Genomic DNA, 12,493 nt, shown 5'->3' with positions numbered 1-12,493 from the left:
CTACGCCCACAGCCCCAGCAGGAACGGATAGGCGTGCAGGACCGGCGCGGGCCCCTGGATGAGATCGCGCAGGGTGAAGACGATGTACTCGGTGCCCTTGGTGGCGAAGAAGTGCACCTCCTCGCTCACGGTGGCGGAGGCCACCGCGTCCGGCGCCGTCCAGCCCTTGGGCAGCTGGCCCAGCGGCACCGGCTGCACCTCACGCAGGTCCGGCGCGCGGAACCGGCCGTCGATCAGCACGGTCTGCTGCTCGCAGAACAGCAGGTACTGCGAGTCGTCGGGCCGGGCGGGCGTCGCCTCCAGGACCCGGCCGTACGGCTCCAGCTCCCGGGACGGGAAGTACTCCTCGGTCCGGTCGATGCCGTCGTTGTCCTTGTCGGAGAAGGCGACCGTCAGGTCCCCCTTGACCCCGAGGTAGGTCCGGCCGCTGCGCCGCGGGGCCCGGGTGACAAAGTCGAAGCCGCCGTGGAACTCCTTGGGCAGGTGCGGGAACCGCGCACTGATCTTCCGCGGCCCCTCCTCGACGCGGTTGCGCGAGGAGAACCGGATGACCTCGTCACCGCGGAAGCCCTCGAACCGTACGAACGGCGTGGTGTCGCCCGGCACATACTTGGCGACGGTGCCGAAGACACCCCCGGCGGCCTCCAGCGAGGCCTTGAAGACATGGGTGACGGTGGAGATGATGCCGCCGCCCGGCTCCACCAGCAGGCCGGTCAGCGCGTCGAAGACCGGGTCGCCGCCGCGCGCCTCGACCGGCTCGAAGGTCCACTGCTCGGCGGTGCGGTAGACGCCGGTGTTCTCCGTCGACTGGTCGACGACCGCGCCCACCGCGGCCGCGTTGTCGCGCACGTTCATCCACAGCCCGCTGTGCAGGTTGGCGACCCGGTACGGGTCCTCCTCGACGAGCTGCCACGACTGGCTGCGATACGCCGGAGTGTTCTCCTCCAGATGCTCCTGGACCAGGGGCGTGCCCTTGTCCTTGCCGCACCTACGGACCTGGAGGTAGCCGCCGCTGTGCTGGTTCTGCAGCCGGAAGGTGCGCTCGCCGCCCGGCGCGGACTCCAGCCGCCATGCCTGGGCGGCCCGCTGCGGCCAGTCGTACAGCCGCTCCTGGACGATGTCCGCGGGGGACTGTTTGGTGTGGCCCTTGACGGTCAGGTACAGGCCGCTGCTCACGTTTCGGATCAGGTACGTGCCCTTGGCGCTGACGCTCACGGGAACCTCCTGGGAGCGGACGGAAAGAGTTCCGGTTCCGGCGTCCCACCCTAGGAGCCCGCCTCCCGGGACGCGACGGTACGGCCACCAGACCCGGCCAAGGTCAGGTGCCGGCCCCCGCCCGGGTACGCACCGCCCACAAGGCCCGATTCCCGGCGGCCGCGCTCCGCCGCTCCGTCGGGCACCCCAGCAACGACCGGAACAGCACGCAGGAAAGCGGACCGCGGCCCGCCCGCCCCGGCAGCGGGGGCGCGGATCAGGGCTGGTTGGGAATGGAACGGGCCCGCTCCAGCGAGTTCGCGGCGACGGGGGCCGGGCCGGGCTCGGCGCGCGGAGCCGGGTCGGCCGCGCGGGACGCGTACGCGGTGGGCGGCTCCGGCGGCTGGGCCTGCTGGGTGTCCGCGAGGACCGTGGTGGCCAGGTGCCGCAGCACGTCCGCGTGCGCGTGCAGCATCTGGTGCGTACGGGTGTCCTCGGGATCGGCCAGCAGGATGCGGGCGGCGGTGTTCACGGCCCGCAGCCGCGGCTTCTGGGCCGTACGGTGCGCCCGGGGCAGCGACCGCCAGGCGGTGTTGGCGACGGTGATCAGCCGCCACAGGTCGTTGGTGGCCGGGTCGGTGTCGTAGAACCGCAGGCCGTACCGGCCGACGAGCCAGTACGAGAGGGACAGCGCCACGACCACCACGAGGTCGAACGTCACCCAGGCGCGCGCCATGTGGTCGCGGTCCATGGCCATGTCGACCAGCAGCGCCACCCCCGCGCCGCCCGCGCCGAACAGGACCGAGGCGAGCACGCCGAAGAAGGCGACGGCCGGAACGATGCCGATGCCGTTCTCACTGTCCACCCGGAGCAGTCCCTGCCAGTGCGGGGCCAGATAGCGGGCGTAGCGGACCGGCTTCGGGGCGGGTTCCGTGACAGCGATTCTCTTCGCCCAACTCACTGCCATCGCTGCACACTCCTTCGTCGGGCACTGACGCACGGCTTCACGCCTCGACCAACGAATAACGGAATTCCCGGATACGCTCGGCCGGGTCAAACAACGTTTCTGCGGTGGAGTTTCCTCCGGACAGCCGGGCGCACTGGGGGCGTGGGCACGGAGTTGTCCCGGAGCGCCCGGACGCGGTCGCGCGAAACGCCGCCGGGACCCGGAAAGACGCCGGAACGCACCCGGTCGGCAGGCTGATCGGAGGATCAACGGATTACTCCGGGCCGGTATGTGCACGACACCGTGCGCAGACCGGCCCGGAGCTGTTCCGGCCGCCGCCAGGAAACGCGGCCGCACGGAAAAAGAACCATGACCGGAAAACAAAAGCCGAAAAACGATGACCGTCCGCGCCCCGGCGACCCTCCGTGCGGAGGGCGCCGGAACGCGGACGGCTGCCGGGGCTCAGCGACCGGAACGGTGCCGGTGGGCGCCGCGGTTGGAGTACGCGTGCCGGGTGGACGCCGCCGGGGCATCGGGATCGAGCTGACGGATCAGCTGGTGGAAACAGAGCAGCACGGTCACCGGCGGCAGTCCCGCCACGGTGATCCCCGCCGGGGTGGTGGGGGCCTTGGCGATGCACAGCACCGTGGCGACGGCCGCGAAGAAGATCACGACGCACCAGGAGTGCGCGGTGCGGCGCCGGTGGGTGCGGGCCCGCAGGATGGACAGGATGGCGGCCACCCACGGCCCGTAGACCAGCAGCGGCCACAACTGGGCGATCCGCGGTGTCGTGGCCTCGCCCGCCAGGGCCCGCAGCGGCGGGTAGGACGCCACCGCGGCGAGCAGGGCGACCGCCATCACGATCACGGACGTCAGGGTGACGGTGACCAGGCTCAGGATGCGCCGCCACGACCGGGTGCCGCCCTCCCGGCCGCCGCGGGCGGCGCGCAGGAAGGACGGCTTGCGGTGGCTGTGCCGCTCGGACACCGGCAGGCCGGCGGTGACCGGCGGCTGTTCGGCGGTGTCCAGCAGCTGCGCCAGTTCGGCGTCGAGGTCGTCGGGGACGACCATCGGCTCCGCGTCGTAGACGTGCGCGTCGTAGGCGTCGGCCAGGCTCTCGTGGGCCGGCTGGTCACGGAAGAGAGGGCCGTCGGCGAGGCCGAAGGCGGCCGTCAGGTCGGGCTCGGAGGTGACTTGGGCGGGGATCCGGTACCCGTCGGCGGTGGACGGCGTCAGCAGGTGGAGGGTGGGGGGATCGTACACGGCAACTTCCCTGCGGGCTGGGCGGCGGCGTCGAGGCCCGGGCTGTCAGGCGGCTAGGCCGCCCTCAGCACCGCCGGGGCCCGGCGCCGTACTCGGCTTCGGCGGGTTGCGACCACATCGCCTTGATCCGGTCGAGTTCCGCGCCGAGGCGGTCCAGCAGATCGGCGGAGAGTTCCGGCCGGAAGTATTCCCTTTCGCATTCCGCCTCGGCCGGCGGCCGGTCGGTTGCGGGGGAGTCGGAGATGCCAACGGGCTTGAAGAAGCGCCGGCCGAGACGTCGGGCCGGCTGATCCACAGGAGTGTCAGGCATACATGCGGAACGAAAAGGGCCGACACAAAGGGACGGGTATCCGGTCCGGAGCGGCCCAAGTGAACTCAAGCAGACGTGGAGGGTACGAAGAGGAGGTGATCGGAAAGGTGGATGATTCGCTTCCGGGCCGCCGCGCCGGCGCGGCCCGCCGGACGGGTCACCGGCCGCCGGCGCGGGCTCCTATACCACCGATCCCCGTCGCGCGTCACCACAGCCTTGAACGGCGTGTTTGGGCGGACGGCCCCGGCGCGCCGCCGCGCCCGCACGAACGGTTGTGCGCCCGAGAGCGCCCACCTCGGAAGTAAAAGGTTTCTGCCGACGTCGGAGCGGCTCCGGCGCGCGCCGTACCGTTTCAGCGTATGCCGCTCCGGTGAGCTGACCCCCACTCCGACGCGCCCCCCGGAGAAAGTATGTCCAGGGGACCGGCCGGGCGCCCCGGGTAGGTAATGGTGCGTCACATCTACCCGTCTTCCGCTCCCGGGCCCGCTCGACGGCCGCCCGGGACACCGGCCGAACAACGAGGTGGTCCCCGATGGGAATACGTGGACAGGCAGACGTCCGCGCACCGCACGGCCCCGCGGCCGCCGCACCCGGCACCTGGGTGGTCTCGACCGCGCCCGGCGGCGTCCCGCTGCTCGGGCACGCGCTCCGGCTGTGGCGGCGCCCGCTCGAATTCCTCGCCTCGATGCCCGCCCACGGCGACCTGGTCGCGATCCGCCTCGGCCCGCAGCGCGTGTGGCTGGCCTGCGACCCGGCCCTGGTGCAGCAGATCCTCATGGACCCGCGCACGTACGACAAGGGCGGGCCGCTGTACGACACGATGCGCATGGTGCTCGGCAACGGTCTGGTCACCTGCCCGCAGAACGTGCACCGCCGGCAGCGCCGGCTGGCCCAGCCCTGCTTCCGCCCCTCCCGGATCGCCGACTACGCCGCGGTGATGAGCGCCGAGATCAGCTCCGCCGTCGAGGAGTGGCGGCCGGGCCGGGAACTGGACGTCACCGACGCGATGATGGACCTCTCCGCCCGGGTGACCACCGGCGTGCTGATGTCCACCTCCCTCGCCCCGGGCCTCGCCGCCGAGGTACGCGCGTGTCTGGCGACCGCCATGCGCGGCGTACTGCTGCGCGCGGTCGTCCCGCTCGGGCCCCTCTACAAGCTCCCGACCCCCGGCAACCGCCGCTTCGACCGGGCCCTGTCTCGGCTGCACCACATCATCGACCAGATCATCGCCCAACGCCGCGCCGGCCCTGCCGAGCACGACGACCTGCTGGCCACCCTCCTCGAAGCCACGGACGACGGCGGCACCGCCACCGGCAACGGCCCGGCACCGTACGGCGCTTCCGCACCGGACGCCTGCCCGGCCGGCCGCCCCACCCCTTCACCCACCACCCGGGAGGTACCCCACGACCAGGAACCGCTCACCGACCAAGAGGCCCACGACCAGCTGATGACCTTCCTGGTGGCCGGGATCGAGACCACCGCGCTGGCCCTCGCCTGGACCTTCCACCTCCTGGCGGCCCACCCCGAGGAGGAACGCCGGCTGCACGCCGAAGTCGACACCGTGCTCGCCGGCCGCCCGCCCGTCCCCGCGGACCTGCCCCGGCTCGCCCACGCCCGGCGCGTGGTCACCGAAGCCCTGCGCATGTATCCGCCCGGCTGGGCGCTGACCCGCGTCACCACCACCGAGACCACGCTGGCCGGTCACCGGCTGGCACCGGGAAGCACCGTTCTGTACAGCGCGTACGTGCTGCACCAGGACCCGGTGGCCTTCCCCGACCCCCAGCGGTTCGACCCCGACCGATGGTTGCCGGAACGCGCGGGGAGCGTTCCGAGCGGTGCGATGCTCCCGTTCGCCGCCGGCAACCGCAAGTGCATCGGCGACCACTTCGCGATGACCGAAGCCGTGCTCGCCCTTGCCGCCATCGCCGCGCGCTGGCGCCTGCGCCCGCCGGCCGCCAGGACCGTACGACCGGTCCCGGCCGCCGTGCTGAGCCCGGGCCCGCTGCCCATGGTCTGCGAGCTCCGCGGCAGGCCGGACGGCGGAGCAGCGCAGGCAGTGCCGTCTCAAGCACCGTGAACATGGAGAGAACCATGCAGGCAACAGGCTACGGCGCCCCGGAACACGAGATTCCCGCCGCCCGTTCGGCCGCGGTCCCCTTACCGGGGGCCGGGCCGGAGCACGACCTCGACGCGACGGCGCCGCACGCCGCCGTCGTCGTGCCCCAGCTCTTCTGCCCCATCCCGGCGGCGCCGCACCACGAGACCGCCGGCATCGAAGCGCGGGTGGTGGACTGGATGGCGCGGTTCGGGTTCTGCGACGACGACTTCCACCACGCCCAGGTACTGGCCAACCGCACCGCCGAGTGGGCGTGCCGGATCGCGCCCGACGGCGCCACCGATCCGCTGCAGATCGGGGCCGACTGGTCCTGCCTGGGCCTGCTGCTGGACGACGTCTACCTGGACGGCGGGCTCTTCAGCCGGAACCCGGAACGTTTCCTCCCGATGGCCGTCCAGGTCATCCACGGGGCCGACCACCCCGAGACCACCGACGGCCCGACGGCCGACCCCTACACCGCGGCCTTCGGCGAGGTCTCGCACCGCTACCGGCGGCACGCCACCGGCACGGTCGTACGGCGCTGGGTCGACGGCGTTGCCGAATGGTTTCTCGCCGCGTGCGTCGGCATGGGCCAGCGGGCCTCGGGGACCGTACCGAGCCTGGAGGAGTACTTCGTCATCGGCCCCCGGGACCGCGGTACCAAGGCGTCCATCGCCGTCATCGAGATGGCGGAGGGCACCTCGCTGCCCAGTGAGGCGGCCGAGACACCCCGAATACGAGCCCTGACCCAGATCGCCTCGGCGCTGGTGACCTTCGCCAACGACGTCTACTCGTACCACCGCGAGGTCAAGGAGCAGTCCCTGGAGTCCAACCTCGTCGGCATCCTGGAGCACGCGCTGCGCGTGCCGCCCCAGGAAGCCATGATCCGGGCGGCCGCGCTGCACGACCGCCTGATGTGCCTGTACGTCACCCTGCGGGACCAGACCGCCGTACGGGCCGCTCCCGAGGTGCGCTGCTACCTCGGCCAACTGGACCACTTCATCCGGGGCAACCTGGACTACAGCGCCGTGACCCCGCGCTACCGGTCCGACCCGAGTGCCGCCCCCGATCCGGCGCCCGCGTTCGGTGTCTGGGCGGACTCGCCCAGTGACGGGAGTCTCGAACCGCTGCCGCTGCGCCCGGTCGCGTGGTGGTGGGAGCAGCTGAGTCCCGCGATGTGAGCCAGGGGGACGTCGCTGTCCCCCGGCTCCGCGGTCCACGGGGCCGGCCCGTTCCCGGCGGCCCTTCGGACCCTTCGCCCCTGTCGCAACGTCCCGGTACCCGGACCGGCGCCCCGGCGGGCGCGGCCGGGCACCGGCAGGAAGGGTGAACCGTTGTGAGTGCAAAGCCCCGTGTCGTCGTGGTCGGCGGCGGGATAGCCGGCCTGTCCGCGGCCTTCCGCCTCCAGCAGGCCGGATGCGAGACCGTCGTCCTGGAGAGCGCCGGGCCGGAGATGGCCGGCGGCCGGATGGCCACCGTCAACGTCTCGGGATTCGCCGTCAACCGGGCGGCGACCATCCTCATCCACAGTTACCGCGAACTGATCCGTCTCATCGCCGCGGCCGGCCTGGCCGGCGAGGTCGTCCCCGGTAGCGACCTGTTCGGCCTGGTCCGCGGCGGCCGGGTGGACCGCGTCCGCCTCGGCTCCCGCCGACAGCTCGCCACCGGCGGTCTGCTGACCAGCTTCCCCCTCGGGGACATCGTCAAGCTGCTGCGCGACTACCGCCGTGCGCGCCCGCTGCTGACGCCGCACGACATGTCCCCGATGGCCGCGGCCGACTTCGAGTCCGTCCACCAGTACGCCACCCGCCGCGGCCTGCGGCCCGAGACCCTGGAGTACCTGCTCGACCCGCTCGTCTCCGGGCTGTGCCTGGGGGAGCCGGAAGAAGTGTCGGCCGCGATGCCGTTCGTCTTCATCGACGTCATCCTGTGCGGCGGCGGCTTCTTCACCTCCAAGGAAGGCGTCGGCTTCCTGCCCAAGGGACTGGCCCGGCAGCTCACCGTCGAATATCACGCCCGGGTCACCTCGGTCGAGGACCGCGGCGAGGAGGTGGCGGTCACCTGGCACCGGCCGGGCGAGGCGGAGCACCTGGAGACCGCCGCCGCCTGCGTCCTGGCCGTGCCGCCGCCCCAGGTGCCACCACTGTACGGACAACTCACGGCCGACCAGCGCGAGTTCCTGGACGACGCCCCGTACGCCCGCAGCATCCACGTCGCCTTCGGACTGGACCGCCCGACGGCGGAACGGGCCATGCTGGTGCAGGCGTCCCGTGTCGAACACCCGGACCTCTGTGCCTTCGTGCTGGAGCACAACCTCTCCCCTCGGCGCGTACCGGAAGGGACGGGGCTGGTCATGACCCACCTGCGCGGCGCGTGGTCGGACCGAAACTGGGACCTGGGGGACGACAAGGTGGTGGACCACGTCCTGGCGGGCGTCCGGCGGATGGGCGTCCTGCCCGAACTGGAACGCCACACCACGATGACGCACATCTGGCGCGTCTCGCCGTGCCTGATCGGCCGGCGTCCGGGGGACTACCGCGCCATCGCCCGTTTCGCGGCCGGATTCGACCCGCGCGGCCGGGTCCAACTGGCCGGCGGCGACATCCTGGGCCACTCCACCACCAACAGCAGCGTGGCGTCCGGCGAGCGGGCCGCCCGCAACCTGGTGACCCGGCTGCGCACCGAGGGGACGCTCACGCCGGAACGCCACTGACCCGCGCACCGGGCAGCTCAACTGCCCTCTTATCACCACCAGTTCACTCGTAAGAGTGGCCGCTTACGGGGGTGTCGGCCGGGCCGGTCCGTGCTACGTGCGGGCGCCTATAGCACGGTCCGGCCCCCGGTGTGCAGCATGTCACTCATCCTGGTTACCGCGGGTCCGTATGGGCGTACGCTCTGCGCTATCGCAGGCAGAGTGCGGCCGGACGGGCCCGCACTCGCGGCGGGCGGGAGCACCCACGCGGCGAACGGATTCAGTCATGGCCAACGGATGGGAGCAGGTGCGCAACGCACGGCGTGTCCTGCTCGAACGGAACGCCGAACTCGAAGCCCTGGAGACGGCCTTGGACCGCCTCTGCGGTCCTGGTTGCGGCCCCGCCGCCGCCCGGCGCGGCGGTCTGCTCTCCTTCGCCGCACCCGCCGGCATGGGCAAGACCGCACTGCTCGGCGAGGTCCGCGCCCGTGCCGCCGCGCACGGCTGCACCGTACTCTCCGCACGCGGCGGCGAGCAGGAACACGGCATGGCGTTCCACGTCGTACGCCAGCTCGTGCAGCCCGTCCTGGCCGCCTACGACGAGGCCGCCTCCCGCACCGTCCTGGGCAGCTGGTACGACATCGTCGCCCCGGCCCTCGGCCTGGTGGCCGACGCGGGCGGCAGCGTGCCCGACCCGACCGGGGTACGCGACGGCCTGGACTGGCTGGTGACCCGCCTCGCCGTGCAGCAGGCGCCCACCGTGCTGGTCCTGGACGACGCGCACTGGGCCGACCAGGAGTCCCTGAGCTGGCTCACCGCGTTCGCGCCCCGGGCCGAGGACCTCCCGATGCTCGTGGTGGTCGCCTACCGGCCCGAGGAACTGCCGCGCGACGCCGCCCCCTTCCGCAAGCTCGCCGAACGCCACGCCACCCGCCCCTTCACCCTCACCCCGTTCACCTGCGACGCGGTCGCCAGCATCGTCCGCGAGGCGATCGGCGGGGCAGCCGAGGACAAGTTCTGCACCGAATGCTGGGCGGTCACCGACGGCAACCCCTTCGAAGCCGTGGAACTCGCCGCCGGACTCCGCGAGCGCGGCCTCAAGGGCAGCCGGGACGACCTGCCCGCCCTGCGCGACGTCGCCTCCGCCGTCAAGGGCAAGGGCCTGATCGACCGGCTGGACAAGCTCGGCGGCGCCGCCGTCCGCCTCGCCTGGGCGATCGCCGTCCTGGGCACCTCGGCCGCTCCCGACATCACCGCCGGTGTCGCCGCGCTCGGCGCCGAGGCGGCGGCCGAGGCCGTCACCCAACTGCGTGAGGCGCGCATCCTGGCCCAGGCCGAGGCCCCCGACGGCATCCTGCAGTTCGCCCACCCGCTGATCGCCACCGCCGTCCACCGGGCGATCCCGACCGCGCTGCGCGTCGGCATGCACAACGTGGCCGCCGAAGCGGTGGTGGAAGCCGGACTGGGGCCGACGGTCGCCGCCCGGCATCTGCTGGAGGTGCCCTGCCAGTGAGACGACTGGGTGGTCCACCGGCTGCGCCAGGCCGCGCGGGAGTACGTACGGGCCGGCGCACCCGACGCCGCCCGCCGCTTCCTGGCCCGCGCCCTGCGCGAGCCGCCCTCGCCGGAGAACCGCGCCGCCGTCCTGTTCGAACTGGGCGCCGCCACCTTCCTCTCCGCCCCCGAGGTCACCGTCAACTACCTCCGCGAAGCCCTGGAGGAACCGGACGTCGACCCCGAGCTGCGCGAGGCCGTCACCTACCGCCTGGCCCAGGCGCTCGCCCACACCGACAAGGTCGCCGAGGCCGCCGCGCTCGCCGCCGACGAGGCCCGCCGCACCAGCGTCCCCGGCACCCGGCTGCGGATGCAGGCCGAGAACTTCGTCTGGAGCGCCTTCCGCGCCGACGAACCGGACTCGGCGGCCCGCTCCCGCAGGCTGACCCGGCTCGCCGACCACCTCACCGGCGACGGCCTCGCCGAGCGCTACATCCTGGGCCTGCGCGCCTGGGACTGCGTGGTGCACGGCGAGCCCGCCGCCACCGCCCTGCGCTACGCCGAGGCGGCCCTGGTCGGCGGGCTGAGCTGGACCGAGGACAACCGCGGGTTCGAGGTGCCGGTCGCCGTCGCCATGACGTTCATGTACTGCGACCAGCCCGGCCGCGCCGAGGAACTGTTCACCCGCGGCATGGCCGAGTGCGAGCGCAAGGGCTGGCGCGGCGCCCACCTGGCCTTCGGCCACGCCCTGCTCGGCTACATCCGCTACCGCCGCGGCGCGCTGACCGAGGCCGAGACCCTGGTGCGTGAAGGGCTGCGGATCGCCGAGCGGGTCGGCGGCGCGGTACCGGCCCGGTGGTACGCCATCGGCATCCTCATCGAGATCCTGCTCGCCCGCGGCCGCGTCGACGACGCCCAGGAACTCGCCGACCACTTCAGCTACGGCGACATCGTGCCCAACGCCGTCGTCTACCCCGACTCGCGCACCGTCTACAGCGAACTGCTGATGGCCCGCGGCCTGCACCGGCACGCCGAACACCACCTCAAGGCGGTCGGCAGGCGGCTGGAGGCCCGCGGCATGCGCAACCCCGCCTGGTGCCCCTGGCAACTGCACCTCGCCCGCGCCACGGCGCTCACCGACAGCCCGCGCGCCGTCCAGCTGGCCGAGGAAGGCGTACGGCGGGCCCGCAGGTTCGGCACCGCGACAGCCGTCGGCGAGGCCCTGCACTGCGCCGCCACCGTGATCGGCGGCGGCCGGGCCCTCAAACTGCTCGCCGAGGCCGTACGGGAACTGGAGCACTCACCCGCCGGCTACGCGCTGGCCGAAGCCCTGGTCGACCACGGAGCGGCGCTGCGCCGGGCCGGCCTGCCCCAGGACGCGGCCGAGCGCCTCTACCGCGGGCTGGAGGGCGCGGTCCACTGCGGAGCCGACGGTCTGGCGGAACGCGCCCGCGACGAGCTGTCGGCGGCCGGTCTGCGCCCGCTCCAGTTGCACAGCACCGGCACCGAGACCCTCACCGCCCAGGAGCGGGCGGCCGCCGAGCGGCTCGCCCTGGGCTGGCCCACCAGCCGCATCGCCGAGGAGCTGGCCACCCCGGAGACGGTCGTCACCCGCCTGCTGTCCAGTGTCTGCCGCAAGATGGGCACGGACTACGCGGGCCTGCCGCGGCTGCTGGAGACGGCCGCCCCGGGCGTCGCGCCGGCCGAGCCGCCACTGGGTTGACGCCGGGCCCGCCGGCCGCCGGCGGCCACGTACGATGGCGGTATGTCCTTCCTCCGCCGCCGCAGCGCAGCCACGCCCGCCGGGCCTGACTTCGACGTCCTCGCCATGGACCCCGGGGACTGGCCCGGCAATCTCGGAGCGGGACTCCTGCCCGCCCCCGACGGTAGCTGCCAGGGGGTCTTCCTCCGCTACGACCTGTTCGGCGGCCGCGGCCCCGCGATGATCATCGGCAATCTGCCGGAGGGCTCCCCGGCGCGCGACCTGGCGGACGGACAGGTGCCGTTCGAGGTGGCGCAACTGCTCGCGGCGCTGGAGAACGACGAGCCGGTCACCGTCGTCGAGACCGAGGACACCCCGGTCATGCACGACGACAACCTGCTGATCGTCAAGCGCATCAAGTGCTCCGAGGGCCGGATCTCCTGCGCCCAGTTCGACCGCAGCGACGGCGTCCTGGTCACCATCGCCAGTTGGGACCGGCCGATCACCGACGACCTGTACGCCCTCCTGAAGCCGCTGCCGGCGGAGATGTTCCAGCAGGGCTGACCCGAAGGCACGCCCCGGCCGTACCGGTTCCTGGCATCGTGGCCGCCATGGCCGAACTGGTGGACCGGGTGGACGAGCGGGACCGGGTGGTGGGCGTGGCCGTCCGCGCCGAGGCCGTCCGCGAGGGGTGGCTGCACCGGGTGGCGACCGTCGTGTGCCGCGACAGGCAGGGCCGGATACTGGTCCACCGGCGGACGTCTCACGGTTTCCGGGCCGGTACAACTGGCTGATCG

11 protein-coding genes are annotated in these 12,493 nt (G+C 72.9%); 7 read left to right on the top strand and 4 right to left on the bottom strand.

Annotated elements, in window-relative coordinates; genetic code table 11:
• The 4 genes from ACZ4QV_RS33655 to ACZ4QV_RS33640 form a co-directional block, all read right to left on the bottom strand.
• Positions 1–1,215, bottom strand: coding sequence for an RICIN domain-containing protein (locus tag ACZ4QV_RS33655; RefSeq protein ID WP_467763815.1), 1,215 nt, complete (start codon positions 1,213–1,215; stop codon positions 1–3).
• Between the two features lie 256 nt (positions 1,216–1,471).
• Positions 1,472–2,161 (bottom strand): hypothetical protein, encoded by a 690-nt coding sequence (locus ACZ4QV_RS33650; RefSeq protein WP_361155168.1) that lies wholly within the window; start codon positions 2,159–2,161, stop codon positions 1,472–1,474.
• A 441-nt stretch (positions 2,162–2,602) separates the two neighbouring features.
• Positions 2,603–3,403, bottom strand: coding sequence for a DUF2637 domain-containing protein (locus tag ACZ4QV_RS33645; protein ID WP_361155169.1), 801 nt, complete (start codon positions 3,401–3,403; stop codon positions 2,603–2,605).
• A 64-nt stretch (positions 3,404–3,467) separates the two neighbouring features.
• A complete protein-coding gene (locus tag ACZ4QV_RS33640) occupies positions 3,468–3,698 on the bottom strand; it encodes a hypothetical protein (RefSeq protein WP_031002141.1) in 231 nt (76 codons plus the stop codon).
• 547 nt (positions 3,699–4,245) lie between these two features.
• Between ACZ4QV_RS33640 and ACZ4QV_RS33635 the strand changes: the two genes are divergently transcribed.
• The 7 genes from ACZ4QV_RS33635 to ACZ4QV_RS33605 all read left to right on the top strand — a co-directional run bounded on the left by ACZ4QV_RS33635 (position 4,246) and on the right by ACZ4QV_RS33605 (position 12,490).
• Positions 4,246–5,790: a cytochrome P450 gene (locus ACZ4QV_RS33635; protein WP_467763814.1), complete on the top strand. Its 1,545-nt coding sequence runs from the start codon at positions 4,246–4,248 to the stop codon at positions 5,788–5,790.
• 14 nt (positions 5,791–5,804) lie between these two features.
• Entirely contained in the window at positions 5,805–6,989 is a 1,185-nt protein-coding gene (locus tag ACZ4QV_RS33630; RefSeq protein WP_361155173.1) for a terpene synthase family protein, read from the top strand.
• Positions 6,990–7,144: 155 nt separating this feature from the next.
• Positions 7,145–8,521, top strand: a complete 1,377-nt coding sequence (locus ACZ4QV_RS33625; protein ID WP_361155175.1) for a protoporphyrinogen/coproporphyrinogen oxidase — start codon at positions 7,145–7,147, stop codon at positions 8,519–8,521.
• Between the two features lie 265 nt (positions 8,522–8,786).
• Positions 8,787–10,013, top strand: a complete 1,227-nt coding sequence (locus ACZ4QV_RS33620; protein WP_467763813.1) for an AAA family ATPase — start codon at positions 8,787–8,789, stop codon at positions 10,011–10,013.
• A 9-nt stretch (positions 10,014–10,022) separates the two neighbouring features.
• Positions 10,023–11,717, top strand: coding sequence for a hypothetical protein (locus ACZ4QV_RS33615; protein WP_467763812.1), 1,695 nt, complete (start codon positions 10,023–10,025; stop codon positions 11,715–11,717).
• Between the two features lie 42 nt (positions 11,718–11,759).
• A complete protein-coding gene (locus ACZ4QV_RS33610; RefSeq protein WP_031002150.1) occupies positions 11,760–12,260 on the top strand; it encodes a hypothetical protein in 501 nt (166 codons plus the stop codon).
• Between the two features lie 47 nt (positions 12,261–12,307).
• Positions 12,308–12,490 (top strand): hypothetical protein, encoded by a 183-nt coding sequence (locus ACZ4QV_RS33605; RefSeq protein WP_467763811.1) that lies wholly within the window; start codon positions 12,308–12,310, stop codon positions 12,488–12,490.
• Positions 12,491–12,493: the final 3 nt, after the last annotated feature.

The sequence above is a fragment of the Streptomyces sp. NPDC026394 genome, assembly GCF_055567735.1.
Note: the sequence above shows the minus strand (reverse complement) of the source record. Positions and strands in the feature narration are given on the sequence as shown.

Coding starts and splice junctions, on each gene's coding strand:
- ACZ4QV_RS33650 (WP_361155168.1), bottom strand. CDS start 2,161: ATGGCAGTGAGTTGGGCGAAGAGAATCGCTGTCACGGAACCCGCCCCG.
- ACZ4QV_RS33635 (WP_467763814.1), top strand. CDS start 4,246: ATGGGAATACGTGGACAGGCAGACGTCCGCGCACCGCACGGCCCCGCG.
- ACZ4QV_RS33630 (WP_361155173.1), top strand. CDS start 5,805: ATGCAGGCAACAGGCTACGGCGCCCCGGAACACGAGATTCCCGCCGCC.
- ACZ4QV_RS33620 (WP_467763813.1), top strand. CDS start 8,787: ATGGCCAACGGATGGGAGCAGGTGCGCAACGCACGGCGTGTCCTGCTC.
- ACZ4QV_RS33610 (WP_031002150.1), top strand. CDS start 11,760: ATGTCCTTCCTCCGCCGCCGCAGCGCAGCCACGCCCGCCGGGCCTGAC.
- ACZ4QV_RS33605 (WP_467763811.1), top strand. CDS start 12,308: ATGGCCGAACTGGTGGACCGGGTGGACGAGCGGGACCGGGTGGTGGGC.